The organism is Aquamicrobium sp. YD-1-mutant5 (assembly GCF_059509755.1).
This window is the reverse complement of record NZ_JCAKKP010000002.1, coordinates 197048-224012: the sequence shown is the minus strand read 5'-3', so window position 1 is coordinate 224012 and position 26965 is coordinate 197048. Positions and strand designations below refer to the sequence as shown.

22 protein-coding genes are annotated in these 26965 nt (G+C 63.7%); 14 read left to right on the top strand and 8 right to left on the bottom strand.

Annotation, left to right across the window (positions count from 1 at the left end; genetic code table 11):
* Positions 1-56: 56 nt before the first annotated feature.
* Positions 57-2429 (bottom strand): trimethylamine N-oxide demethylase, encoded by a 2373-nt coding sequence (locus AC5XE7_RS03680; RefSeq protein ID WP_495364845.1) that lies wholly within the window; start codon positions 2427-2429, stop codon positions 57-59.
* 217 nt (positions 2430-2646) lie between these two features.
* Between AC5XE7_RS03680 and AC5XE7_RS03675 the strand changes: the two genes are divergently transcribed.
* From AC5XE7_RS03675 to AC5XE7_RS03645, 7 genes are all read left to right on the top strand, one after another.
* Entirely contained in the window at positions 2647-4014 is a 1368-nt protein-coding gene (locus AC5XE7_RS03675; protein WP_495364844.1) for a trimethylamine monooxygenase, read from the top strand.
* On the top strand, positions 4011-4865 hold the full coding sequence (locus AC5XE7_RS03670) for an ABC transporter ATP-binding protein (RefSeq protein ID WP_495364944.1): 855 nt from the start codon (positions 4011-4013) through the stop codon (positions 4863-4865). The genes AC5XE7_RS03675 and AC5XE7_RS03670 overlap by 4 nt, the downstream gene beginning before the upstream one ends.
* Positions 4855-5562: an ABC transporter ATP-binding protein gene (locus tag AC5XE7_RS03665; protein WP_183832161.1), complete on the top strand. Its 708-nt coding sequence runs from the start codon at positions 4855-4857 to the stop codon at positions 5560-5562. Before AC5XE7_RS03670 ends, AC5XE7_RS03665 begins: the two co-directional genes overlap by 11 nt.
* On the top strand, positions 5555-6184 hold the full coding sequence (locus tag AC5XE7_RS03660) for a hypothetical protein (RefSeq protein ID WP_495364842.1): 630 nt from the start codon (positions 5555-5557) through the stop codon (positions 6182-6184). The genes AC5XE7_RS03665 and AC5XE7_RS03660 overlap by 8 nt, the downstream gene beginning before the upstream one ends.
* A gap of 139 nt (positions 6185-6323) precedes the next feature.
* Entirely contained in the window at positions 6324-7622 is a 1299-nt protein-coding gene (locus AC5XE7_RS03655) for an ABC transporter substrate-binding protein (RefSeq protein ID WP_495364841.1), read from the top strand.
* Positions 7623-7692: 70 nt separating this feature from the next.
* A complete protein-coding gene (locus AC5XE7_RS03650; RefSeq protein ID WP_183832159.1) occupies positions 7693-8559 on the top strand; it encodes a branched-chain amino acid ABC transporter permease in 867 nt (288 codons plus the stop codon).
* Entirely contained in the window at positions 8552-9565 is a 1014-nt protein-coding gene (locus AC5XE7_RS03645) for a branched-chain amino acid ABC transporter permease (RefSeq protein ID WP_287942898.1), read from the top strand. The genes AC5XE7_RS03650 and AC5XE7_RS03645 overlap by 8 nt, the downstream gene beginning before the upstream one ends.
* Positions 9566-9663: 98 nt before the next feature.
* Here AC5XE7_RS03645 and AC5XE7_RS03640 read toward each other — a convergent pair whose 3' ends face one another.
* The 6 genes from AC5XE7_RS03640 to AC5XE7_RS03615 form a co-directional block, all read right to left on the bottom strand.
* Entirely contained in the window at positions 9664-10983 is a 1320-nt protein-coding gene (locus AC5XE7_RS03640; protein WP_495364840.1) for an aspartate aminotransferase family protein, read from the bottom strand.
* 452 nt (positions 10984-11435) lie between these two features.
* Positions 11436-12461, bottom strand: a complete 1026-nt coding sequence (locus AC5XE7_RS03635) for an AraC family transcriptional regulator (RefSeq protein ID WP_495364839.1) — start codon at positions 12459-12461, stop codon at positions 11436-11438.
* Positions 12462-12661: 200 nt separating this feature from the next.
* Positions 12662-13450: an SDR family NAD(P)-dependent oxidoreductase gene (locus AC5XE7_RS03630; RefSeq protein ID WP_495364838.1), complete on the bottom strand. Its 789-nt coding sequence runs from the start codon at positions 13448-13450 to the stop codon at positions 12662-12664.
* Positions 13447-14385, bottom strand: a complete 939-nt coding sequence (locus AC5XE7_RS03625; protein WP_495364837.1) for an SDR family oxidoreductase — start codon at positions 14383-14385, stop codon at positions 13447-13449. The genes AC5XE7_RS03630 and AC5XE7_RS03625 overlap by 4 nt, the downstream gene beginning before the upstream one ends.
* Positions 14385-15305 (bottom strand): bile acid:sodium symporter family protein, encoded by a 921-nt coding sequence (locus AC5XE7_RS03620; protein WP_495364836.1) that lies wholly within the window; start codon positions 15303-15305, stop codon positions 14385-14387. Before AC5XE7_RS03620 ends, AC5XE7_RS03625 begins: the two co-directional genes overlap by 1 nt.
* Positions 15302-16651 carry a flavin-containing monooxygenase gene (locus AC5XE7_RS03615; protein WP_495364835.1) on the bottom strand — a complete coding sequence of 450 codons (1350 nt, stop codon included), beginning with the start codon at positions 16649-16651 and terminating at the stop codon, positions 15302-15304. The genes AC5XE7_RS03620 and AC5XE7_RS03615 overlap by 4 nt, the downstream gene beginning before the upstream one ends.
* A 403-nt stretch (positions 16652-17054) precedes the next feature.
* Here AC5XE7_RS03615 and AC5XE7_RS03610 point away from each other — a divergent pair, with 403 nt between their 5' ends.
* Positions 17055-18050, top strand: a complete 996-nt coding sequence (locus tag AC5XE7_RS03610; RefSeq protein WP_495364834.1) for a Tim44 domain-containing protein — start codon at positions 17055-17057, stop codon at positions 18048-18050.
* 315 nt (positions 18051-18365) lie between these two features.
* Here the strand turns inward: AC5XE7_RS03610 and AC5XE7_RS03605 are convergent, their stop codons facing one another.
* Positions 18366-19214: a ricin-type beta-trefoil lectin domain protein gene (locus AC5XE7_RS03605; protein WP_495364833.1), complete on the bottom strand. Its 849-nt coding sequence runs from the start codon at positions 19212-19214 to the stop codon at positions 18366-18368.
* A 150-nt stretch (positions 19215-19364) separates the two neighbouring features.
* On the opposite strand from AC5XE7_RS03605, the gene AC5XE7_RS03600 reads away from it, so the two are divergent.
* From AC5XE7_RS03600 to AC5XE7_RS03575, 6 genes are all read left to right on the top strand, one after another.
* The gene (locus AC5XE7_RS03600; RefSeq protein ID WP_495364832.1) at positions 19365-20384 is read left to right on the top strand and encodes an OmpA family protein; all 1020 of its coding nucleotides are present in this window, start codon (positions 19365-19367) and stop codon (positions 20382-20384) included.
* A gap of 120 nt (positions 20385-20504) precedes the next feature.
* On the top strand, positions 20505-21701 hold the full coding sequence (locus AC5XE7_RS03595; protein WP_495364831.1) for a helix-turn-helix transcriptional regulator: 1197 nt from the start codon (positions 20505-20507) through the stop codon (positions 21699-21701).
* Between the two features lie 382 nt (positions 21702-22083).
* Entirely contained in the window at positions 22084-23538 is a 1455-nt protein-coding gene (locus AC5XE7_RS03590; RefSeq protein WP_495364830.1) for an MFS transporter, read from the top strand.
* 24 nt (positions 23539-23562) lie between these two features.
* Positions 23563-24336, top strand: coding sequence for a siderophore-interacting protein (locus tag AC5XE7_RS03585; protein ID WP_495364829.1), 774 nt, complete (start codon positions 23563-23565; stop codon positions 24334-24336).
* A 354-nt stretch (positions 24337-24690) separates the two neighbouring features.
* Positions 24691-26031: a c-type cytochrome gene (locus AC5XE7_RS03580; protein ID WP_495364828.1), complete on the top strand. Its 1341-nt coding sequence runs from the start codon at positions 24691-24693 to the stop codon at positions 26029-26031.
* Positions 26028-26933 carry a c-type cytochrome gene (locus tag AC5XE7_RS03575; protein ID WP_495364827.1) on the top strand — a complete coding sequence of 302 codons (906 nt, stop codon included), beginning with the start codon at positions 26028-26030 and terminating at the stop codon, positions 26931-26933. Before AC5XE7_RS03580 ends, AC5XE7_RS03575 begins: the two co-directional genes overlap by 4 nt.
* Positions 26934-26965 lie beyond the last annotated feature (32 nt).

Below are 26965 nucleotides of genomic sequence, written 5' to 3'. Positions count from 1 at the left end.
TGCACGCCTGTCGTTTCCCCGAAACCGGTTCCCACTTTCGGGCGACATGCTCTAGCTCAGGACCTTGGCCTTTCCTTCTTCGGATCGTAATGCGCGAATGCGACAATTTTTGCCGGAAGGCGCTTTTGATGCCCGTCGAGCTTGCCGATTTCGACTTCGGTGCCGACGGCGGCGTGGGTGGCGTCGACCCTTGCCAGCGCGATGTTCTTCTTCAGAAGCGGCGAGCGCGTCGAAGAGGTGACCTCGCCGATCTGGGCGCGCCCGATATGGATGCAGTCGCCATGGCCGACGGCGACATTGCTGTCGATATCGAGGCCGACCAGCTTGCGCACCGGATGCTCCTTGCGCCGGATCAGCGCCTCGCGGCCGATGAAGTCGTCGGTCTTCGACTTGAGCGGCACGGTGAAACCGATGCCCGCCTCGAACGGATCGGTCTGGTCGGAAAATTCGTAGCCGGCGAAGATCAGGCCGGCTTCGATGCGCAGCATGTCGAGCGCCAGCAGGCCCATCGGCTTCAGGCCGTGCGGCTGGCCCGCCTCCCAGATCGCATCGAAAACGGCACCCGCATCGCGCGGATGGCACCACACCTCATAGCCGAGCTCGCCCGTATAGCCCGTGCGCGACACCACGACCGGCGGTCCGTTCTCGCCGCCGATGCGGCCGATGGTGAAACGGAACCACTCCACCTCTTCGAGCTTCGGCTGGTGCGGCGGGGTCCAGATCACCTCTTTCAGGATGGCGCGGCTGTTGGGGCCCTGCACGGCAACGTTGTGCATCTGGTCGGTCGAGGAGCGCACCATCACCTTGAGGCCCAGCTTTTCAGCAACTTCACGCAGCCACACGCCCGAATAGTCGTCGCCGCCGATCCAGCGGAAATTGTCGAGCCCCAGACGCAGCAGCGTGCCGTCGTCGATCATGCCGCCATGCTCGTAGCACATGGCGGTGTAGACCACCTGTCCGACGCCGAGCTTCTTGACGTCGCGGGTGAGCGTGTACTGCAGCAGCGCTTCCGCATCCGGGCCGGTCACCTCGAACTTGCGCAGCGCCGAGAGGTCCATGATCACCGCCTTCTGGCGGCAGGCCCAGTATTCCTCGATCGGCCCTTCCCTGGCGAAGGAATTGGCGAGCCAGTAGCCCTTGTACTCCACGAAATTGCGGGTGTGCTGGGCAAAGCGCGAATGGAAGGCAGTTTCTGTTGTCATTTTCGGCTCGGAATCCGGAGTTACGCGGCGGGCGATGGCACGTGAGAACCTGTTCTTGTCGGAATAGGTGCGCACATGAATGTCGGAGAGGTTCCAGCCATTGGCCGGAGAGGTATCGTCAGGACAGGCCGACGACACGCACACGATGTCGGTCAGCGCGCGCAGCAGCACATAGTCGCCGGGCCGCGACCACGGCTCGTCGGAAAACATCACCCCATGGGCATCGACGCCGGTGTTGAAGAAGAAGTTCGCCGCCATCCAGCCGGCGCGGGGGCGAACGCCCTTGTCGGCCAGCGCGCGATTGAAATTCTCCGAGCAGTTGGCATGGCCGGGATAGCCGATGTCGTCGTAATATTTGGCATAGCAGGCCAGCGCGAAGGCGTCGTGGCGGCCGCAGGTGTCCTGCACCACTTCCACCAGCGGCTCAAAGTCCTGATCGTAATATTTGGCGTGCAGGCCGGGCATGGCATAGGCATGGCCGAGCACCGAGCGGGTGGCGGTGACGTCGAGGGGATTGTCGATGCCCTTGTCGAGCTTGCGCGCCGAGAAGCACTGGAAGTCGGTGCACTGGCGCCCGTCGACATCGATGATCTGGATGAACTCGCCGGCGCGCACGAAGAAGGACTGCGCGGTCGCCGACTTTACCCTGAGATCAAGCACCGGATCGGCCAGCGGCTCGGGCAGTTCGGCACCCTTGACCTTTTTCTGCACGCGCGCGCGGCGCACCAGAACCTGAATGGGCGTGACCGTGTCATGGCCGTCGATGGCCATCGGCCCGCCGGGGGCCGCAACCACAAGGCTGCCGTCACGGGTAATGGTGAAGGCCTCTTCGTCGCCGGCCGGGCTGTCCTCGCCGAAAATGCGCACGGCCTGCGCGGTCGCCAGATCGATCTTGCGCCGGGCGAGGCCGGCGCGGAAGGCGTTCAGGCTTTCATTGTCGCCCGTAAGCAGAGCCTGAAGGCCGGAGGCACTGGAATTGGACTTCGTGCCCAGAATGGAGGCATCGGTGCGGCCCGAGGCATCGGCGGCGACCAGTTCGCAGGCCTGCCCGCCTTCCATATCGCGCACCGTGACGACATCTCCGGCCTCCACGGACACGAAAATCGCGCCGGCGCCCCGCACTTCGTATCGCTCGGTGCCGGCAGGAAGCGCAAGGCCAGAAGGAAGCCGGATTCCGCTCGGACGAGGCGGACCCGGAACGACGTCCGGATAGACTGTTTCCTGCAAGTTTGCCTCCCAGCGAATTTTCTTGCTTGTCAACTTTATTAAATCAGAAGAATAATCCACGCGGAACTGCATGGCAAGTCCGGAACGTTTGCGGCTGCCGCTTTTCCTGCCAGGAATAAACGAATGTCACACAATGCATTGACAGCAGGATGAAACCAAATACCATACTGATGGTGAAATAATTTTCGTCCAAGAAAACAATATGGGGAGGACGCGAATGAACAGGAGGGTCGCCGTCATCGGCGCCGGGCCGTCTGGCCTTGCACAATTGCGGGCATTTCAATCGGCAGCGAGCAACGGAGCTGAAATCCCGGAAATTGTCTGTTTCGAGAAACAGGCAAACTGGGGCGGGCTGTGGAACTACACCTGGCGCACCGGCCTCGACCAGTATGGCGAACCCGTTCACGGCTCCATGTACCGCTATCTCTGGTCGAACGGCCCCAAGGAAGGCCTTGAGTTTGCCGACTATTCATTCGAGGAGCATTTCGGCAAGCAGATCGCATCCTATCCGCCGCGCGCGGTTCTGTTCGACTATATCGAAGGGCGCGTGAACAAAGCCGGTGTGCGCGACTGGATCCGCTTCGAAAACGTGGTGCGTCTGGTGGAGTGGAACCCGGACACCAGAAAATTCACGGTGACGGTTCAGGACCTGCCGAACGACCATTGCTATTCGGAAGAATTCGACAATGTCGTCGTCGCCTCGGGCCACTTCTCGACGCCAAACGTTCCCGAATTCCCCGGCTTCGACCGCTTCAACGGCCGCATCCTGCATGCCCATGACTTCCGCGACGCACGCGAATTCGCCGGCAAGGACATCCTGCTCATCGGCACCAGCTATTCGGCCGAGGACATCGGCTCGCAGTGCTGGAAATACGGCGCGAAATCCATCACCAACTGCTACCGCACCAAACCGATGGGGTTCGACTGGCCGGACAACTGGGAAGAAAAGCCGCTGCTGGAGAAGGTGCACATCAACACAGCAACCTTCAGGGACGGTTCGACGAAACACATCGACACCATCATCCTGTGCACCGGCTACAAGCACCATTTCCCGTTCCTGCCGGACGATCTGCGCCTGAGGACGGCCAACCGGCTGGCGACCGCCGATCTCTACAAGGGCGTCGCCTATGTCCACAATCCGGCGCTGTTCTACATCGGCATGCAGGACCAGTGGTTCACCTTCAACATGTTCGATGCCCAGGCCTGGTGGGCGCGCGACGTCATGATGGGGCGCATCGGCCTGCCCGCGAGCAAGGATGAAATGGTCGCCGATGTCGAGGCGCGCGTTGCCGCCGAAGATGCCGGCAAGGACGACTACGACGCGATCCGCTATCAGGGCGAATACGTCAAGGAACTGATCGCCGAGACCGACTATCCGAGTTTCGACGTCGACGGGGCCAACGAAGCCTTCTTCGAATGGAAGAAGCACAAGAAGAAGAACATCATGGAGTTCCGCAACAACTCCTATTGTTCCGTCATCACCGGCACCATGGCTCCGCCGCACCACACACCGTGGAAAGACGCACTCGACGATTCACTTGAAGCCTATCTGGGAACGGAGGCCACGCCCGCCGCAGCAGAATAAAATCGGGGCATGCCGGCGAATGGGAAAACCCACGCTGGCATGCATTTAACGACAGTAACCAATGGGAGGGTCCACTGTCCGACGAACCTATTCTCGAACTGCGCAATGTCATAAGGAAGTTCGGAGGGCTTACAGCCGTCAACGACCTGTCCTTTTCCGTAAAGCGCAACAGCATTCACGGACTGATCGGCCCCAACGGGGCCGGTAAAACCACGACGTTCAGCCTCATCAGCGGCTATTACCGGCCAACGAGCGGCAGGATCCTGTATCAGGGTGAGGACATTTCCGGGCTGAAGACCAGCCGGCTGGCTCAGCGCGGCCTGATCAGGACGTTTCAGGGGACCACCCTGTTTCATGAGTTCAGCGTCATCGACAATGTGCGGGTCGGCTGTCATCGCAGCGCCGGCGCCGGCTTCTTCTCGCGCATAACGGGCGCGGATGCCCCGACCGAGAGGGAAGCCGACCGCAAGGCGCATGAAGCGCTGGAGCTGTTCGACCTCGGCGCGCTGGCCAATGAGCCGGCCTCCAGCCTGCCGCACGGCCACCAGCGGGCGCTGGGCATGGCGGTGGCGCTGGCCGCCGATCCGACGCTGATCCTTCTGGACGAGCCGTTCACCGGCATGAACCCGGAGGAAACACGGCGGATGATGGAGCATGTGCGGCGCATCCGCGCCGAGCGCGACATCACCATCATGCTGGTCGAGCACGACATGCAGGCCGTCATGGGCCTTTGCGAGCGCATCACCGTCATGAATTTCGGCCAGTTCCTGACCGAAGGCGCTCCACAGGAAGTGGCCAACGACCCGCGCGTCATCGAAGCTTATCTGGGGCGTAACGAAGATGCTGCTTGAAGTCCGCAATCTCCACGTCCACTACCAGAAGGTGGCGGCCCTGAAAGGCATCAGCCTTCAGGTCCCTTCCGGCGGCATTGTCACCATTATCGGCGCCAATGGCGCCGGCAAGAGCACCACCTTGCGCAGCATTTCGGGCCTTGCCCGGCCTTCCGGTGGAGAAATCCATTTCGAGGGCGAGCGCATCGACACCATGCCGGCCGAAAAGATCGTGGCGCGCGGCATTGCCCATGTGCCGGAAGGCCGCCGGATTTTCCCCGACCTCACCGTCGAGGAAAATCTGCGCATCGGCGCCTTCCTGCGCAAGGACACGGCAAAGATCGAACGCGACATCGAAGACATCTTCGAGCGCTTTCCGCGCCTGAAGGAGCGGCGCACGCAATGGGCCCGCACCCTTTCCGGCGGCGAACAGCAGATGGTCGCCATCGGACGGGCGCTGATGTCGGGACCGAAGCTGCTTCTGCTCGACGAGCCCTCCATGGGCCTGTCGCCGGTGATGGTGCAGGAAATGGCGCGCATCGTTTCCGACATTGCCGAGACCGGCGTGCCGGTGGTGCTGGTGGAACAGAATGCGGGTCTCGCGCTGCGGCTCGCCTCCTATGCCTATGTGCTCGAAATCGGCACGGTGGCCGTGGAGGGCGCTGCGACCGACCTGAAGACCAACGACCATGTGCGGAGGGCCTATCTCGGTGCATGAGACCCGGACCCTGGCCGAACTCGTCACCGCCGGCTGGAGCGAAGCCGATCTGCAATGGGAAAAACTGTCGGAAGCCGCCCTTGCCGCTCTGGCCGAGGGACAGGTGGAGCCGGCGCGCGAACTCTATGCGCAGGCGCTGCGTGTGGCGCGCACGGAATTTCCGCCAAACGACCCGAGGCTCGCCGCCAGCCTGAGCAATCAGGCCGTCGTGCAGCCCGTGTCCAGCGGCCGGATCGAGGCGTCGGCCGCGCAGGCCTGGGCTTCATGCGGCCGCTGGATCGATACGATGACCGCGCCGCGCACGGCGCGCTCCTCGCTCTTTCATCTGCGCATGGAGCGCCTGCACCGGCCCGCCTACGAAGAGCGCTGGCGCATGAAGGCCCGCGACATGCTTGAAACCCTGCGCCGCGACCATGGCGCGATGGACAGCCTCGAACTGCTCGACCGCGACGCAGCGGCACAACGTCTTCTGCAATGGGATCGTGAACGCCCCACAGGGATGAGCGACCCACGAAAGTTCATGGCAGCGATGATCCTGCTCGGCTTCCGCCGCAAGGCGCAAGGCGCGGGCATGGAGCAAGTGCATACCCAGGCGCATACCGGGGCAAACAGCCTCCAATAAACAAGAGTGAATTCTGACAGGGGAACAGGGTGCGCGATCCAATCGCGCGCCAGCATGCCCGGCTCTGCCCGTTTTCCGGGCATGAGCCGGATTCTAACGCGGTAGCTATTTTTCAGAACGCAAAGCGGAGGAGACTGCAATGAAGCCTGCATCGAGCATCACACTGAACAGACGAACCTTGCTGACCGGCGCGGCCAGCGCCGCGCTGCTGCCCGTGGTGGGCATGCCGAAAGCCAGCTTCGCACAGGACAACGTCGTCAAAATCGGCTTTCTCGCCCCGCTGACGGGCGCCGTGGCGGCATGGGGCAAGCCCGGCCTCGACGGCTGCAGGATCTGGGCCGACTGGGTCAACGAAGCCGGCGGCATCGAGGTCGGCGGACAATCCTACAAGGTCGAGCTCGTCTCCTATGACGATGAGGACGACGCCGGCAAGGCGCGCACCGGCGCAACGCAGCTCATCCGCGAGAACGACGTCAAGTTCATCATGATGCTGGGCGGCAATTCGTGGCCGGGCGTTGAGGAAATAGCAGCACGGCAGGGCATGATGGTGTCGACCCTGCTGCCGAGCGACCTGACGCCCGACACCGAAACGCTGATCGCGCCCTGCGAGGTGCATCCGATCTACAACGTCACCGGCGTCGACTGGCTGGCGGCCAACCGGCCGGAGCTGAAGACGGCGGTGGTCTGTGCGCAGGACGATGCGCTGGGCAAGCCTTCGGTCGCCACCTATCTCGCCGCCTTCGAGGCCGCCGGCATCCAGATGGCGAGCCCGCCCTTGTTCTTCGATCCGGCCACCACCGATTTCGCACCGGTGATGACCCAGCTTCTGGCCAACAATCCCGACATATTGTGCCTCGACACCTGTTATGCCGACTATGTCCAGCCGCTGTGCGAGCAGGCCTTCCAGCAGGGCTACAAGGGACAGATCATCTCCTGCACGCTCGATTTCTACCAGCGCATCGTGGAGCGCACCTCGAAGGAGTTCATGGAAGGCGTCATCTTCCAGTTCCCCGATTTCGATGATCAGGCACTGAACGATCCGCGCATCAACTTCAGGAAGCCGAACGAGTTCTATGCCGAATATGTGAAGCGCTATGGCGCCAACGAATGGTCGGCGGTGTCGTGGGAATACTCCTCGATCCTCGATCTGTGGGCGGACGCCGCCCAGCGCGCCGGCAGCATCGAGCCCGATGCGGTACTGGCCGCCATGCAGGATGGCGGCACCGGCAAGCACGCCTTCGGCGAGGCGCGCTGGTGGGGCAAGGAGCTGTTCGGCATCGATAACGCGCTCGTCGGAGACTGGCCGGTCGTGGTGATCCGCGACGGCAAGGCGACGATCGCCGAATTCCGTTCGATCCCGGACTGGTGGGACAAGAACAGCGAATTGCTGCTGAAGCACATGTCCGATCTCGGCCTGTTGTGGAACCAGCGGACCTGAGGGCTGAGCCGGGCCGCGCGCCGGCCCGGCAGCCTCTCACCTGAAACCGAATTACAGAACAGGATACACTATGCCGGATTTCCTCCTGCAGACCGTGTTCAACGCCTCTTACGCCGCAAGCTACATGGCTCTGGTCGCCGTCGGGCTGGTGCTCATCTTCGGCGTCATGGGCGTCATCAACTTCGCGCATGGCGAGCTTTACATGGCAGGTGCCTATGCCATCGTCTTCTTCTATGCCTGGCTTGGCCTGCCCTTCGTGGTGGCCGTGGGGCTTGGGCTGTGCTTCGCCGGCTGTCTGGGCGTGCTGATGGAGCTTGCGCTGTTTCGGCCGCTGCGAACCAATCCGCTCGGCGGGCTCATCGCCTCGATAGGCTTCCTGCTCATCCTGCAAACACTTGCCGTGCTCGGCTTCGGCCTGCGCAACCAGACCGTGCCGCCAGTATCGCAGGGACGCCTCACCATCGGCGGCGCGATCCTGACCTATGAGCGGCTCTATGTGATCATCGCGACCGTAGTGCTGCTGGCCGTGCTGTGGCTGTTTCTCAGGCGCAGCAAGTTCGGCTGGGCGCTCCGGGCCTGCGCGCAGGATCGCGAGGCGGCCGCTCTTCAAGGCATTTCGATCAACCAGACGGCGCGCTACGCCATGTTCATCGGCGCGGCCCTTGCCGGTGTCGCGGGCGCCATGACCGCGCCGCTGGTCGCGCCCTCCCCCTTCATGGGCCACGGCATCATCGTCACCGCCTTCATCATCATCATCGTGGGCGGCATCGGCAGTCTGGAAGGCGCGGTGCTGGCCGCGGTGCTCTATGCCTTCGTCCACACCTTCGTCACGACCTTCTTCGATGGCGTCATCGCCAACATCGTCGGCCTGTTGCTGATGCTGGCCGTGCTCGTCGTCAAGCCGCAGGGTCTTTTTGGAGTGCGCGAACGTGCCTGAGAAAAACACCATCGGAGCCGCCGGCATCGCCGGCATCCTGATCCTTGCGGCCCTGCTCATCGCGGCCCCGCATGTAGTCAGCTTCTCGCAGCAGGAACTGCTCGTGCTGCTCACCATCAACGTGCTCGTGGTGGCGAGCTACAGGCTGCAGACGCTGACCGGCGAGTGGTCGCTGGCGCATGTGGTGATGATGGGCTCAGGCGCCTATGCCAGCGCGCTGTTCGCCAAGAGCTTTGGCTTTCCGGTGCCGCTGGCGATGATCGGCGGTGCCATCGTCGCCGGGCTGGTCGCAGCACTGATGAGCTTTCCGCTGTTTCGCATGAAGGGGTTTTACTTCCTCATCGGCTCCTTCGCGGCCGGCGAGATCCTGCGGCTGATCTGGAAGCGCTTCACCAACCCGTTCGGCGGGCCGAAGGGCATCCAGCGCATTCCGGGGTTTCCCGAGATCGACCTCGGCTTCATCCGCATCGATTTCTACGATCCCGCCAACTACTACTATCTGGTGCTGGCGGTGGTGCTGGTGTCGCTGTGGGTTCTCTACCGGATCGAGAAATCGCGCATCGGGCTGACCTTCCATGCCATCCACTGGCAGGACAAGCTGTCGGAATCGGTCGGCGTCGACGCCTTCCGCTACCGCATGCTGGCCTTCGTCGTCGCCGCCTTCTTCGCGGGCCTCGCCGGCGCGCTCTATGCGCATTACCTCAGCACCGTCAATCCGAACCAGTTCGACGTCAACACCATGGTCTATGTGCTGATCTGGACCATCGTGGGCGGCACCACCCGCTGGTATGGCCCGATCCTGGGCGTGGTGACGCTGACCATCATCGATGAGGTCATCCTGCGCGGCATCGGCGCCGATCAGGTTCGGCCCCTGCTCTATGGCGGCATCCTGATCCTCGCTATCCTGTTCCTGCCCAACGGGCTGGAAAGCCTCGTCATGCGGGCCTCCGACGCCCTGCGCCGCAATCGCGGACAGGCAACATCGGGGGCCATGGTGCGCGAGTAAGACAGGGTCTGTCAAAGGGTTCCGGGCACCCCTGCCCCGCAAACAAAAACCCGGCCGGATGATCCGGCCGGGTTTTTCGACGTCCTCAGGCTGTCATCTCATGCGAGGGAGTTGACGACCTTTTCGGTGATCTCGATGGTGCGGTCGATGTCGGCGTCGGTGTGGGCCAGCGAGATCGAGCCCTGCTTGGTGACGACGGGGAAGTGGAACACGCCATTGTCGATCAGCGCACGGCGATAGGCGATGTCGCGTTCCATGTCGTTGTTCATCACCACATCGCGCCAGTTCACCGGCGCATGGTCCATGAAATAGACGGCAAAGGCCGAGCCCTGACGCACGATGGTCGTCGGGTAGTTGCGCTTTTCGAAGATGCTCTTCAGGCCCGCCTCAAGCCGCGCGCCCAGACGCTCCAGACCGCCATAGACCTCCGTCTCCCGGGTCTTCAGCCGCGTCAGGCAGGCCAGCGCCGCCGCCACGTTGACCGGATGGCCGTTGTAGGTGCCGGCAACCGAAACCCGCTTCTTCGGATCGGGATGCGCGCACAGGCTCATGATCTCGCGCCTGCCGCCAATGACGCCCATCGGGTAGCCATTGGCCACCGCCTTGCCGAAGGTGCACAGGTCCGGCGTCACGCCCGACAGCGCCTGATAGCCGCCCAGCGCATGGCGAAAGCCCGTCTTGACCTCGTCGAAGATCAGAACCGTGCCATACTTGTCGCACAGCGCCCGCAGACCCTCCAGATAGCCGGGCTGCGGCTTGACGATGCCGATGTTCTGCAGGATCGGCTCCAGGATGATGGCCGCCACGTCGCCCTTCGCCAGCACCTTTTCGGCCGCCGCCAGATCGTTGAACTCGATGGCGCGCACCGTCTGGTCGATCACCTTCGGCACGCCCGCCGTCGTCACCGACAGCGGATATTCCTCGCCTTCCCGGTGATCCTCGACGAAGGCGCGCGGGTCCATCAGATTGTAGCTGACATAGTCGAAGCAGCCATTGTAGCCGCCCTGCATGACCACCACGACATCGCGGCCGGTGTGGGCGCGCGCCAGACGCAGCGCATAGCCCACCGCCTCCGAGCCGGTGCTGGTCAGCTGCAGCTGCTCGATGCCCGGCACGCACTCGACCAGCAGCTCGGCGACCTCGGCCTCCCAAGGCATGGTGCCGGCGCCGATCAGCGAGGCGCCCGAGCGGATCATGGCGATCACCGCCTCGTCGACCTCCGCATCGCCATGGCCGAACAGGTAAGGCGCAAAGCCGGCATGGTAGTCGATATATTCGTTGCCGTCGGCATCGTAGAGATAAGCGCCCTTCGCCCGCACGAACAGCTTCGAGGGCGTGATCGCACGGTTCAGCGACATCGTTCCGCCAGCAATGTACTGGCGCTGACGTTCGACGGTGCTTTGCAGAGTATCCGGCATGGTATCGGCTTTCATGACATGAGGAAAATTTCGCAGCCGCCCATGAGTCTTCCCCCCACAGCACCGGCCTGCCGACTTGATACGGGTAGGTTTAACGTTAAGTCAAGCGTAAAACCGTATGTCGGTGTGCTGATCACATGCTTTCGGACAGCAAAACGGAAAGCCGGGGGACCCTGTCAGCCGATCCGGTGCTGTGCGGTGCCCCCCCAACCGGCATATGCCTCCACGAAGCGTTGCGGGACATGGGGTTGCCGGTTGCAGCCGCGAAAATCGCCGCGGGCGATGCGGCCCCGGGACATGGAGGCGCTCGGAAGCCATCAGAAGGCACAAGGGACGATCCGACCTATCGCCGGAGCATCGACCAAAAAACCGGATTCCACCTTTCGGTGCGATACTGTGGCATTTGCCGATTTCTTGCGAAACGTCCGGCGTTACCAGATGGCGGCACTGTTTCAGTCCGGTGCAGGACTGCTGCCGGAAACAAAAAAACCGGATGCGCGGGGAGTGGATTCCCGTTGCCGGCGGAAATTCGCCGGAGTCTGACCGGTCCAGCGGCGGAAGGCCTTGGTGAAGGCGCTTTCGTCGGAAAAGCCAAGTCTTTCAGCAACATCGCGCAACGGGCTGTCGCCGCGAAGCTGTTCCACCGCGACCGCGTGCAGGCTGGCATCGCGCAGCAGCTTGAAGGACGTGCCTTCTTCGGCGAGGCGGCGGTTGAGATGCCGCCCGCTGACATTCAGCCGCTCGGCGACACGCTCCTTGCCCCAGCGCGGATGGGTGCGGATCATGCGCTGCACCTCGGCGGCAAGGCTGGCGTGACCAAGCTCGGCCAGCACCTTGTCGGTCAGGCCGCGCAGATGCTCGCGCAGGGTGCTGTTGGCCTGAATGAGGGGCAGGCCCAGTGCGGATGCGCTGAACCGCAGCGCATTGGAGGGCTGGCCGAAGCTGACGGGAATGCGCAGCAGCGCACGATAATCCGCCTGCGCGGCCAGCGGCTGATGCGTGAAGCTGAGCCCCGCCGGGCTGAACGCACCGCCCGTTGCCCATGTGCTGATCTGCAACAGGCCTGCCAGAACCGCTTCCACCCGCTCGGCCTGCCGCAGCGCCAGATGCGACTGGTAACGCACCGTTACCATATCGCCCTCGCTGTCGATCAGGAATTCGCCGCCCTCACCGACGATGGGCGCGACCTCGCCAAGCTCTTCCAGAGCCTCTCCCAGCGTATCGCAGGACACCAGCAACATGCCCGCGCAATCCAGATGGCCGGCATGCAGTTCGAGGCCGAGGCGCAGGCCCGCCAGCGGATCGGCGCTGGCGCTGCAATAGGCTTCCCACAGCGCGTCGAGCGTCGTCAGCGGCAGCCTTGCATTGTTCTCCACCGCCTTGCGCAGCTCTGCCGGCAAAACCAGCGCCAGACGATCCGCACTCTGGATCACCGCCCGCGCATAGAGCCGGTTGACGCTGAACAAATGCTCACTCATTCCCGGATTGCCGCCTCCCCTGCCGACAAAGCCATAAAGCCGGTGTTCACCGGCGATCCGGGATTTGTAGAGCATATGGCAGGGCGAGGCCAGCGGGCAGCCGCCGGCCAATCCGCGCAACGAAAAATCTGACTGATCAGCCGGCTCACGGCTGGAGCATTTATGCCACGCCAGATGTCTCCATCTGGCTGCAAGATGCTCTACTGCCGCAGTTCGACCGCGAATTTGCGCATCATCAGCCGCTGATAGAGATCCGGCGCGATCCGCCACAGAAAGCTTGCCGCCACGCTGGCGCGGTCGGAATAGACGCGCCGCCTGCGCTTCTCCAGCGCCACGACGATGCGCTCCGCCATCCAGCCGGCATCCTTCGGCTTGCCGATTGTGGAGCGCGCATGGCGCGCGGGCTTGCCGTCATGGCCGAGCGCATTGGTCTCGATCGGCGTGTCGAGAAAGCTCGGATAGGCCATCAGCACATGAACGCCGTGCTGCTTCTGCTCGCAGCGCAGCACCTCGAAGGATTGCGCCAGCGCCGCCTTCGCCCCGCAATAGCCGGCGCGGCCGAGCACCGGCATCCAGCCCGCCATCGAGCCGATGTTGACGATGCTGCCGCGATGCGCCTGCAATTGCGGCAGGGCGGCAAGCGCCAGCTCCAGCGGCGCCTGCCAGTCCACCTGCATTACCTTGCGCAGCACGCGTGGATCGGTCCTGGCCACCGGCGAGCGATGGGTGATGCCGGCATTGTTGACCAGCACGCCGACGCCGCCGAAACGCGCCTGCGCCCGCGCCAGCAGTTCCGCCTGATGGGCCGTATCGGTGATGTCGCCCGCCGCGCAGACGATGCGCGTGACATCGCCAAGCTCGCCGGCCAGCTTGCGCAGCACATCCATGTCGAGATCGGCCAGAACGAGATTGTGGCCGCGCCGCCAGAAGGCCCGGGCAAGTGTCTGCCCGAGCCCTCCCCCGGCCCCTGTGATCAGAACGCTGCTCACAGGTCCCCCCTTGCGCGTGCATGCTGCACGTAGAAGCGGAAGGTTTCTTCCGATGTCTTCTGCGGCCGGTAGCCGAACTCCTGCTTCAGCCGCGTGTTGGACAGGACCGGCCTGTAACGCAGGAATTTCACCTGCTCCGGCCCGTAACGGCCCTTGCCGAGAAGGCGCGCGGCCCGCAACGCAGCGCTGACGAGGCCGGCCGGCAACGTGATCATCGGCTTGCCGAGGATGGCGGCGATTTCGTGCACGCTCAGCGCGCCGTCGCCCGCCATGTTGTAGATGCCGCAGCGGTCGCCGCGCAGCCCGTGCTCGATGGCTGCAACCACATCCTCGTCCCAGATGAAGACGAAGGGCGATTTGCTGCCGCGGATCGCCAGAATGCGCTTTGCCCGGAACAGATTGGTGATGAGGTTCTGCGTCGAGGCCCCCAGAATGGTGCCGGGGCGCAGCACGAGCTGACGCAGTTGCGGATGGCTTTGCCGGTACTGCGCCAGCATTTCCTCAACGCGGCGCTTGTGATCGGAATAGGCGATCTCCGGATTGCCGCGCAGGGGCTGGTCCTCGTCGATCCATTCGGGATTGTCGGCATGATAGCCATAGGCGGCGCCGGAGCTGGTGACGGTGATATGTCCGACACCAGCTTCCAGGCAGCACTCTACCACATTGCGGGTGCCGTTGACGTCGATGTCGAACTCGCGGGCGCGGTCGGTGCCGGAATCGAGCACCGAGGCCAGATGCACCACATGGGTGATGGCCTGCGCCTTCAACAAGTCGGCCAGCGCCGCGTCGCGCACATCCATCTGATGCACCGGAAAGGGCGCATCCGGGCGGGGGCGAATGTCGGTGCCGATGACGGTGAAATCCCGCGCCAGCCGGCTGCCGAGCAGGCCGCCGACATAGCCGGCCGCCCCGGTGATGAGAATTTTTGGCTGCATCACTGTTGCCCTGCCGGTGCCGGCGCATCGCGGATGGGGATGCGCGACCAGATGCAGGCCAGCGTCAGCCCCGAAACCAGATGCCACACGCCCCAGAAGGCGGTGATCAGCATCATGCCGCCGGCATTGGGCATGAAGGTGAACAGGATGACCAGCCCGAGGCCGGAATTCTGGATGCCCACCTCAAGCGTCACCGCGCGCCGGTCGGGCGTATTGAGCCGCATCAGCCGCGCCATCGCCACACCCAGCAAAAGCGCCATGGTGTTATGGGCGACGACCAGCCAGAAGAAGGTGTGGAAGCGCTCCACGAACAGGGTGTAATTGTTGCTGAAGGCGATGGCGACGAAGGCAAGGAAGATCAGCAGCGCGAAGATGCGCAGCGGCGGCTCGACCTTTGCCGCGAGACCCGGAAAGCGCCGGCCGACCGCCATGCCGATGACCAGAGGCAGGCCGAGCACGACGAGCACCAGAAGCACGATGTCCTTGCCATCCACGGCGATGGAAACGAGCAGGTCGCGCGTGTTGGGATTGAGCCAGCCATAGAGCGCGAAGTTGAAGGGCGTCAGCACCGTGGCCGCGAGGCTGGACACCGCCGTCATCGAAACCGAGACGGCCACATTGCCGCGCGCCAGCCAGGTCATGATGTTGGAAAACGCCCCGCCCGGACAGGCGGCGACGAGGATCATGCCGAGCGACAGTTCCGGGTCGATGCCGAAGAACCATGTCGCGAAACAGGTCGCGGCCGGCAAAAGCAGAAACTGCGCGAACAGGCCGGCGAACACCGTTCGCGGCTGCGTCAACACCAGCCGGAAATCGGCCGGCTTCAGCGTCAGGGAGACGCCGAACATCATCAGCGCCAGAAGCAGATTGAGGATGACGAGGCTGGCGGGATTGAACTCGATGGGAACCGGACCGCTCATGACTGCACCTCGACCCTGTGGTTGATGCGGGCTGCACCCGGCGTTACCGATCCCAGTTGCCGGCGCAGCTCATCCGCATGGGATGCGACGGCTGCCCGGTAACTGTCCTTGTGAACGTAGTAGGCCATGCGTTCGAGATCGAGATAGGCATAGCCGCCGTCGATGCGTTCGGTGGCAAGCCGTGCCTTGACGTCCTTCAGCCGCGCGGCAGCCGGCACGCCCTCTGCCAGACCGCGAATGAAAAGCGCGGCCAGCTCCGCCTGCCTGTTGCGCCCTTCCCAGCCGAGGCCGGCGGCCTCGATCATGCCCATCATGAACAAATTGTCGTGGTCGGGATGAAAGACATTCAGATAGAGCCGGGGCGCGCCGGCCTGCTGCGGCCAGTTGAGTTCCGACCTGTCGATGAACGGATAGTCGAGCTTGTAGCCGGTGGCCAGCAGGATCAGGTCGTACTCGCCCCGCCTGCCATCGGCGAAGACGACGCCGGACCCGTCCAGCCGGGCGATGTCGCCGCGCGGGCCGATGTCGCCCTGCCCGATATGGTGCAGGATCAGCGAGTTCATCACCGGATGCGATTCATACATGCGGTAGTCTGGATCAGGCAGGCCGTATTGCGAGGGCTTGCCCATCACCGCCCGCACCAGCAACGAATCGAGGATTTGCTTGAGGCGGCGCGGAAGTCTGAGCTTGCCGCCAAGCGTGTCGGTCGGCTTGCCGAAGATGAATTTCGGGATGAAGTAATAGCCGCGCCGGACCGAAATATCGACGCTTGCCGCATGGTGGACCGCATCGACGGCGATATCGGCCCCCGAATTGCCGCAGCCGACGACCAGCACCCGCTTGCCCGTGAGCTGCGAGGGCGAGCGGTAGTCGGAGGCATGCATCAGCGTGCCGGAAAACGCGCCCTCGAAGCGCGGCATGTTGGGATGATGCAGCGTGCCGCTGGCAATCATCACGCCGGCGAAGCGGCGGGTCTGCTGCCGGCCGCCGCTTTCCGTCGTCACCAGCCAGCCGTCGCCATCCCGCTTCACCCCGATCACGCGGGTCGAGAACTCATAATGGCGCATGAGATCGAAATGGCGGGCATAATCGCGGAAATACCGGCACATGGCGTCATGGCGGGGATAGCTTGCAACGCCACGCGGCATGGGGAATTCGGCGAACTCGGTCGTCGTTTTCGACGAGATCAGGTGGGCGGTCTCGTACATGGTGCTGTGCGGATTATCTATGTCCCACAACCCGCCCACATCGCAGTGCAGCTCGAAGCCGGTGAAGGCGATGCCCTGCCTGTCGAGATTGCGCGCCACAGCCAGCCCCATCGGGCCGGCACCGATAACCGCATACATGGCGTATCCTCTCCCCTGCGCAGGCATATGCAAGATAAGGGAGAGGCCCGGCCGCCAGAAAACAGCGCAGGGCACTCCTCCCGCAACGGACCGCACTCCTCCTGCGATCCGCCGGTGATCCTGCCACAGCGCCGGCTGCGCGTACCGGGACAAATGGGACACCGGCCCGTCAATTCGGGACATGAGACCGGCGCGCACCATTTTCTTCAGATAACGAAGGCGTTACCGGTGTTCAAAGGCACCATTGTGGGAAGATGGCCCTGTGCATCTTGTGCAGGCCTCTGCGCGCCTCTACATCAGCCCCGTCCGGGTTTTTTCCGGGCAGCCACCTCTTCAGGGGCCGGGATTCCCGCATGGGAAGCCAGACCCTGAGGTGACCGCACCAATTGGGGAGAGACCTGACATGTTTACACCACGCCGCACCGGACTGTTCGCGCTGTTTGCCGGGCTGATGCTCGCCTTTTCGATGGTATCGGTGGACTACGCCGAGGCAAGGCGTGGCGGCAGCTTCGGCAGCCGTGGCCTGCGCACCCATCAGAGCGCGCCGGCCACCCGCACCGCGCCGAACCAGGCGGCTCCCGTCGAGCGCTCCATGACGCCCAACACCGCGCCCAATGCAGCGCGCCAGCCTGCGGCAGGCCAGCAGCGCCCGGGCTTCATGAACGGCCTCGGCGGCTCGCTCATGCGCGGCCTGCTGATCGGCGGCCTGATCGGCCTGCTGCTCGGACAGGGTTTCGGCGGTCTGGCAGGTCTGTTCGGTCTGTTGCTGCAAGGCCTGCTGATCGCCGGCGCCGTCATGCTCGCCCTGCGCTTTTTCCGCGGCCAGAACGCCGCTCAGCCTGCCATGGCCGGTGCCGGATCAGGAAATGCGCCCAACAACAACGGCTTTGGCCGTCAGGCGCACCCGGCGGGCGACAACAACAAGCGTGCCGGCTTCACCGTTCCGTCCTTCGGCGGGCAGCAGGCGGCCACGCAGACGCCCGCAATGCGCGACATGGCGCCCGATCAGGACGACCTCAACCGTTTCGAGGCGCTTCTGAGCGAAGTGCAGGATGCGTTTTCGCGTGAAGACTATGCAGGCCTGCGCGCGCTGGTCACGCCGGAAATGGTGTCCTACCTGTCGGAAGAACTCGCCCAGAACACGCACAATGGCCTGCGCAACGAGGTCAGCGACGTGCGGCTTCTGGAAGCCGACATCGCCGAAAGCTGGAGCGAGGGCAACCGCGACTACGCCACCGCCGCGCTGCGCTATGAAGCCATCGAGCTCATGCGCGACAGGACCAGCGGCAAGGTCGTCGAAGGCGATGCCGACACCCCGAGCGAAACCGTGGAGCTGTGGACCTTCGTGCGCGAAAACGGGCAGGACTGGAAGCTCTCCGCCATCCAGCAGCCCGGCTGACGCAACCGGCAGGAACCAGGCCGCAACCTGCCTGCCTTCTGAAACCTTCAGGCAGGCAGGTTGCCGCACGAGCGGGACGGAAACCGACCTTCGGCCAGCGCAGGCGCAACAGCCCTGAAATTCAGTCGGCAAGGAAACAAGCTGCGCGATTGTTCCCTGGCGCTTTCCGTCGCAAGTGCCGCCGCCCCGGAACAGAAGCGGGCGGCATGTCGTCGGCAGCCATGCAGCCCAGCCGCACGGCATGGCTCTCACGCTATCCTGCCCGCTTGGTCAGCCGAAAGTCATGGCCCGCCCGAGCCAGCATAAGCCGCCGGCTCATCTGATGACGAGGAACCTCTGGTTGGGCTGCCCCGTACATTTGTAGCTTAGCACCGGCGTGCCGTTTGCATTGGCAGCCATACGCACATCCAGACAGGCGCCAGAGGCGTTCACGATGCGGCCGCTCTTTTCGACGGTCCACATCTGGCGTGTTCCGCCCGTGCAGCTCTTTACAAACACCGGTCCATCCTGCCGGATTGCAGTCAGGCAACCCGCGTTCACGCGTATCGTCGTTTTCTGGTTGTCCCTGAAAACAAACTGCTGGTTCCTGCCATGGTGACACGTCCACAAAACGAGTTCGCCCTGCGCCGTGGCATCGAGGCATTTGTCGCGTGCGTGGGCCGGCCGAAGGATCGCGCTGCCGCCCGCCCCCGCCGGCGTTTCAGGCTTTGGCAGATCGTAGCGCGCCCAGCGCTGGTTGATGGTGCCGTTGCAGCGATAGGTGATCACCGGCGTGCCGGCGGTTTTGCGGTTCTGCTCGACGTCGACGCAGAGTCCGTTGCCGTTTTTGATCTGGCCGGTGTTGCTGTAGGTCCATGTCTGGGTGCCGACATTGCGGCATGGCGCCAGAAAAAGCGCCTCGCCTTCGCGATTGCCTTCGAGACATTGCGACCCGACGCGCATCCTGCGCTCGCCGTTTTCACGGCGCTCCAGCGTGATCTTCTGGGCATTCGAGCCGCTGCATTTTGCCAGCTTCGCATCGCCTGAAAGGTCCATGCACAAATCACGCGCGCTGTCCGGTCTCAGGTTCTTCGTTTCCGCCGGATAAAGGGTCGCCTGTGCCGTACCCAGCCACGACAGCAGCGCAAAAGCAGTCAAAGAACAGTGCTTTACAGCCCTCAGCATGATGATTGGTTTTCCTCTTCCCTTTGAATCGCGTGTGGGCCGCATGGAAAACGCAATCCGGCGTGGCTGGCATCCACCAAAAGGTGGACGCGTTTTTCCTGTCAGCCGCTATCTCCCTGATACCACGCACAGAAACGGGATGAGATCGACATGACGGCAGCCCTACGTTCCATGGTCCTGACTGCGGGCCTTCTGGCGAACCTTGTCTTCCCTGCCTGGTCGCAATCCAACCCCGCTCTGGCCACCCCCGCTCCGGCCACCCCCGACCTGCTCGATTTCTTCTCGATCGCGACGCCGACCGAAAGCACCCCGCGCATCGACAATTTCGACGAGACGTGGCTGATCACCGGCCCGATCTCGGAGTTCAGCTCGAATGCAACGCAGGGGCCCAACTGGCTTCAGCTGGAGGGAAAGGTTGTCTACGCCTATTACCGTTTCCAGCCCGGCGACAATGCATTGCAGGTGCAGCGCGCCTTTGAAAAGGCGGCGGCGGAGGCCGGCTATGCGGTCAACTTCTCGTGCAGCACCAAGAAGGGGGATTGCTTCAGTGAAGGCAAGCCGCTGTCCGGCGTGTCGCTCGGCATATTGCTGGACAAGCCCACCGACATGCCGGCGCTCGAGTCGCTCGGCATCGTGCGCAATTACTTCTATGTTGGCGGGGCAAGGCTCACCTATGTGACGAAGGACGAGGGATCAAGCGTGACCCATATGCAGGCGGCGTTTGCCGATACGCCGGAAAAGGGCGTGATGGCGGTCACCAAATCCGTGATCACCGGCACGCCGCCAGAGCTGAGCAAGGCCTCCTCCATGCATTCGAAGCTGCTTGCCGGTGAAAGCGTTTCTCTCGACAATCTGCTGTTCGACACCGACAGCGCGATCCTGCTGCCGCCCTCGCGCGACCAGCTCTTCGAGATCGCCATGATGCTGCGCGAAAACCCGGCCCTGAAGCTTCAGATCATCGGCCATACCGACAGCGATGGCGAGCGCGACCACAATCAGGGCCTCTCGGAACGCCGCGCCGCCGCCGTGGTCGATGCACTTGCCAATGGCTTCGACATCGAAGCCGGCCGCCTCGCCTCCTCCGGCCGGGGCATGGATGCACCCGTTGCCAGCAACGGCACGGCGGATGGCAAGGCCAAAAACCGGCGCGTCGAACTGAAACTGCAATAGCGTTTCAGCACGACCTGCCGCGTAAAAATGCTTCCAGACCTTCAGGGGCCGGGATTTTCACTTGCGCGCGCACCGTAAGCGGTCCACCAGATGGTGGATATGCGGTGCGGCGGAAATTCCATGTCTTCTTTCATCTCGCCTGAAAAACTCTCCGGACTGATCGGCCAGATCTACGATTGCGCGCTTGATCCCGAACGCTGGCCGCAGGCCATGCAGGCGATCTGCGAGGAACTGAACCTGCGCACCGGCGTCATCAGCGTCATCGACATGATGCGCGGCGAGCCCCTGCTGGCATCGACGACCGGCTTTTCATCTCAATGGCTGGAACGTCTGCCGGAATTCTCCGACGGTCTCGTCGGGCTGTGGGGTGGTGAGCGGGCCGTGCGTAACCTGCCGCTGGAAGAGCCTGCCGTGCTGTCCCGGGTCAACCCCGCCGGCGTGAGCGAAGACAGCGAAGACGGTTTTCACCTCGGCTTCAACCGCCCGCAGGGCTTTGTCGATGCGATAGCCGTCGGCCTGACCCGCGACGACACCATGCTCGGCACGATCGGCTTCAACCGCCATGAGGATTTCGGCCTGATCGGCCCGCGCGAAACCGAGGTCATGCGGCTCCTGCTGCCCCATCTTCAGCGCAGCGTGGCGATAAGCCGTGTGCTGGAGATACGGCGGATCGAAACCGACGCCATCAGGCTCGTCCTGAATTCGCTCAGCGTGCCGGTGTTCGTGGTCGGCTCCGGCTTCCAGCTTCGCTTCGCCAACGACGCCGGCGAAGCGCTGGCCACGCAAAAGAAAATCATCAGCATTCAGGGTGGCTGTGCGCGGTTTGACAATGCGCAGGCGCAGCGCAGGCTGGCAGCCCTGATGCAATCCTTCATGCAGGCGCCGGCAAACAGATCCGAAGAACCCTTCGGAACCGCCTTCCGGGATCATGAGCACAAGCCCTGGGTCGTCCATCTTCTGCCACTGAGCAGCAGGGTTGCGGGGAATATCCGGTCGGGCGACGACCAGATGTTCGCGCTGCTGCTATCCGGCCCCTCGCCTGCGGATTCCACCGCAAGTCTGGAAGCGCTGGCGCTGCTCTATGATCTGACGGTTGCGGAAACGCGGGTGTTCCGGCTGTTGTGCGCCGGCGTCCCGTCGGGCCGGATCGCCGAGGAGCTGAGCGCCGCGCCCAGCACGATCAAGACCCACACGCTGCGCATCTATGAGAAGACCGGGCTGCACCGGCAATCCGATCTGGTCGCGCTTGCCGGCTCCCTCGCCCCGGTCAGGCCGATGGGGGAAGAGAGCGGCGGCACGGGCAGTCTCCGCTCCTGATCCGACAGGACATCTTGCTGTCAGACGAAATCGCCTGACGCCGTGGGAAGCGGCTCGGAGAACAGACGGCACGGCGAACGAGGCCGCCTGTTTCCAGACCACGCGTGCTGCGAAGATTGACGATGCTGCGGAAACGCCCGGCTTCGGCCGGTCGCTCCTGCGATCGCGCCCGTATCGCAGAGTGCGGGACAAGAAAGGGTGCAGGCTGCGGCAGGAGCGCCCGCTGCCGGCTCCTTGCCCGCAGGCTTTTCGCGCCTGAATAGATGCATATCATGCAATCATATAATAACGACATTGCACTATATGCAATTCATGCTCCGCTGTATCGAAAGTCCAACTTCAGCAATCCCGAACGGGACACTTTCGATCGGACCTTTCTTCCATGTCTCAACTATCCGTATCTCCGCCGCAGGCTGCCACGCCTGCTCAGGCTCCCCGTCATCCACCCCTGCGCTCCGGGATGGTGCTTGCGGGGCTCTCGCTTGCCATTCTGCTCTCGCAGCTCGGCACCAACATCATCAATGTGGCGCTGCCGACGCTGGTGGACGATCTCGGCGTTGAGTTCAGCGCCGTGCAATGGGTTGTCGTCAGCTACCTGCTCGTCGTCACCGCCCTCATCGTCGGTGTCGGCCGCCTCGGCGACCAGCTTGGCAAGAAACGCCTCTATCTGTGGGGTCTCGCCATCTTCATGGCGGCCTCGGTGCTGTGCGCGCTTTCGACCAGCCTGCCTGTGCTGATCGCCGGCCGCGCCGGGCAAGGGCTTGGCGGCGCCATCCTGATGGCGCTGTCCTTTGCCTTCGTCGGCGAGGTGTTCCCGAAGGAACGCACCGGCTTTGCCATGGGTGTCCTGTCCACCATGGTGTCCTTCGGCATTGCGCTCGGGCCATCGCTGGGGGCGCTGACGCTGGCAGCCTTCGGCTGGCAGGCCATGTTCTGGCTGAACCTGCCCTTCGGCCTGCTGGCTTTTCTGCTGATCAGTCGCTACCTGCCGGACGCAGTCGATGCCCCGCAGCATCCGCCTGCCCCCGCCCGTTTCGACTGGGTCGGCACGCTCCTGCTGGCGCTGGCGCTCGGCGCCTATTCGCTGGCCATGACCTTCTCCGGCAAACAGGGCTTTGCGGCGCAGCCGGTGCTCCAGCTTGGCTTCGCCGCGATCATCGGACTGGCATTGTTCCTTGCCGTTCAGATCCGGGCACGGGCGCCCCTGCTCAGGCTGTCCATGTTCCGCAACGCCCTGCTCTCGACCAGCATGGTGATGAGCGTGCTCATCTATGCGGTGATGATGGCGACACTGGTGATCGGACCGTTCTACCTGTCGAAGGGGCTCGGCCTCGACACGCGCATGGTTGGCCTCGTCATGACCACCGGCCCACTGATGGCGGCACTCATGGGCGTGCCTGCCGGCACGGTTGCCGACCGCATCGGCGCCCGGCTGGCCATGGTCATCGGCGTTGCACTGCTCACTTTCGGCACCTTCGCGATGTCGTGGATTTCTGCCGGAAGCGGCGTGACGGCCTATATCGTTGCGATGCTGTTCGTCAGCGTCGGGCTGGCCTTTTTCCAGACGCCGAACAACACCGCCGTGATGGCCGATGCGCGGCCCGAAACGCGCGGTCTGGTATCGGGGCTGCTGGCGCTCGCCCGCAATCTCGGCCTGATCACCGGCGCTTCGCTGATGGGCGCGCTGTTTGCCAATGCGCTGGGCGATCCCGCCGTCGCGACGCCCGCCATGGTGGCGGATGCCACCAGCCACGCCTTCCGCATCGCGGCAATCATGACCATGGCCGCCTTCCTTCTTTCTCTCACCACGCTTCGCGGAGGCCGGCGCAACCGCTGACCCCGCCCCTGAAGGATTACCAAAATGCACATGCACACCGCATCATCGCCCGGCGTTTCCCGCCCCATTCCTCCCGAGCGGCGGCTGAGGGTCGCCGAGGTCCGCAAGACGCAGCGGATCACGCCTCACATGCAGCGGATAACCCTTGCTTCGGCGGCTTTCATCGATTTTCCGGTTCGCCGCCCCGCCCAGTGGGTCAAGCTGTTCGTGCCGACGCCCGAAAACGAAAAGCCCAGCGGTCGCGCCTACACCATCCGCGAATTCCGCGAAGGCCTCTGCGAGATGGACGTCGACTTCGTCCTGCACGGTGACGGCCCCTGCTCGACATGGGCGGAGGCGGCCAGACCGGGCGACGTGGCGCAAATCGCCGGCCCCCGCGCCGGCTTCCAGCCCGACCCGGACCTGTCCCACCTGCTGATCGGCGGGGACGAAACCGCGCTGCCGGCCATCGGCTCGATCCTCGAAGCCCTGCCGGCCGGCGCAAGCGCCGATGTCTTCGTGGAAATCCCCGAGGATGCCGACGCCCAGCTCATCAGCACCAGGGCCGATGTGGAGTTTACATGGCTGCCGCGCAACCGTTCGGAGCCAGGAACGGCCACCGCTCTGGCCGAAGCCATGATGGCGGCCAGCCTGCCGCAGGAAAACAGCTTCGTCTGGTTTGCCGCCGAAGCCGGTGTCGTGCGCACGCTGCGCCGCCACTTCCTGTTGGACCGTGGCCTTGAACGCTCCCGGATGGCCATGGCCGGCTACTGGAAAAAGGGCGAGACCGATTTCCGCGACAGGGAAGACACCCCGTAATCCCTCAGAATCCCTACGGCGCGGAAAGCCCCTGCTTTGGAGGGACGCGGCCCATCTTTCCCCTGCCCCGCGCCGGAAATTTCTGCGCCCTTAAGGTTGCCTTAAGCCTCTGGGCGAACCGGGTCCATGTCCGGCATTTCCAGCCCGGACAGGCAGCGGGGGAGCTGCCTTGAATTTTACGACAACAGGGAGGAGCCGCAGGTTCTGAGCGGGGTGCATCTGCGCCCTGCCGATTTGTCGTGTAATCATTCAACTTATTGAAATTAAAAGATAAATTTTGAAATCATTGACCTGAATCAACGCCCCTGAAGGGTGAAGCTTCATCATAGCCCCGTCTCATCAGACGAGGACATTATGAGAGTCGTAAAACTTGCCCTTCTTGCCGGATTGTCGGCTCTGGCGATCGGGTGGGGCGTGGCAGCTTCCACCCCCTACTGGTTCGCACCGAAACAGGACCGCAAGGTCGATATCGCCGATCCCGACCTGATTGCGCGCGGCGAATATCTGGCCCGGGCGGGCGATTGCGTGGCCTGCCACACCGCACCCGGCGGCGCGCCCTATGCGGGCGGCCTCGGGCTGCAAACTCCGCTCGGCACCATCTACGCCACCAACATCACGCCCGACCGTGAAACCGGCATCGGCGCTTACGACTATGGCGATTTCGAGCGTGCGGTGCGCAAGGGCATGCGCCCGGATGGCGTGCATCTTTACCCGGCCATGCCCTTCGCCTCCTATCAGGTGGTGTCGGATGCCGACATCGAGGCGATGTACGCCTATTTCATGAGCGCGGTGAAGCCGGTCGCCAAGCAGAACCAGCCGACCACCATTCCGTGGCCCGCCTCGATGCGCTGGCCGCTGGCATGGTGGCAGTTGCTGTTCGCCCAGCCGCGCGATTTCGAAGCGCCGAAGAGCGACGATCCGCTGGTGGCGCGGGGCGCCTATCTGGTCGAAGGGCTGGCGCATTGCGGGGCCTGCCACACACCGCGCGGCCTTGCCTATGAAGAAAAGGCGCTGAAGGACGATGGCTCCGGCCGGTTCCTCTCCGGCTCGGTTCTGGAAGGCTGGTACGCCAAGAACCTGCGCAACGAAGACACCGGCCTCGTCACGTGGACCGAGGACGAGCTGGTGACTTTCCTGCGCACCGGGCGCAACCAGCGTACCGCCGCCTTCGGCTCCATGTCCGATGTCGTCGAGCACTCACTGCAATATCTCGGCAACGAGGATCTCACCGCGATCGCGCGCTACCTGAAATCCCTGCCGCCCCGGCCGGGCCGCGAGCAATGGGCGCCGAAGGAAGACATCACCACGGCAGCACTGCGCAACGGCGATTTCTCGGCTCCGGGCGCCATGACCTATGTCGAGCACTGCACCGCCTGCCACAGGCTGGACGGCAAGGGCGCGCCTGAGGTCTATCCCGCCCTTGCCGGCAACTCCATGGTGTTCGCCGATGATCCAAGCTCGCTCATTCAGGTGACGCTGGCGGGCGGGCGCATGCCCTCGACGCCCGAACACGCCATGGCTTTCACCATGCCGGGCTTCGCGCATCTGTCCAACGCTGATCTGGCCGAGCTGATGACCTTCATCCGCAACTCCTGGGGCAACCATGCCAGCGCGGTGAGCGAGGCCGACATTGCCCGCATGCGCAAGGAAATCGCCCACAAGCCCGTTCACTACGCACCGGAGGCTGCGCAATGAGAAAGTCGTTCCTGATTGCCGGTGCCGCCCTGCTCGCCATCGCCGGCAGCGCCGCCGGATGGGTTGCCAGCCGCCCGAACACGGACGCGCCGCCACCGGCGAGCTTTGCCGTGCTCGACGCCGACAACAACGAGGTGGGGCGCTATGTGGTGCCGGCCGACAAGGACATCCTTGCCCAGCCCAACGCCGACGAGATCATCTATGGCAAGCGGCTGCTGGCGGATACGGCGCGCCTTCTGCCGGGCAATGTCGGCGCCGCGATGAACTGCAACTCCTGCCACCTGCTCGACGGCAAGATCGATGCCGCCAACGGCTATATCAACACCGTCAACTTCTACCCGCGCGTGATGCCGCGCGCGGGCAAGGAGGTGGATCTGGAAATGCGCATCAACGGCTGCTTTCAGCGCTCCATGAACGGCAAGCCGCTCGACCGCGAGGGCCGGGAAATGAAGGCCATGATCGCCTATATGGACTGGCTGCGGCAGGGCGTGGCGAAGGACCACCGCGTCGATATCGTCAATGCCGGCGCGATCGACGAAAGCCTCGTTCCCGATCCCGAGAACGGCAAGGCGATCTATGCGCTGAAATGCGCGGCCTGCCACGGCGTCGATGGCGAGGGCATGCGCGACCAGTTCGGCGACATCATTTTCCCGCCGCTGTGGGGCGAGGAAAGCTTCAACATCGGCGCGGGTCTCGCCCGCACCTACAAGGCCGCCCAGTTCGTGAAATGGGCGATGCCGCCCTCCATGCATCTGGATGGCCAGCTTGGACAGGGCGGCGTGCTGAGCGATCAGGAAGCGGTCGACGTGTCCGAATATTTCACCCACATGCCGCGCCCCGACTTCGCACCGAAGGTGAACGACTGGCCGAACGGCAAGAAGCCAAAGGATGCCCGCTACTGAGCAGGCACCGACTGGCCGAAACAAAGGCGTCG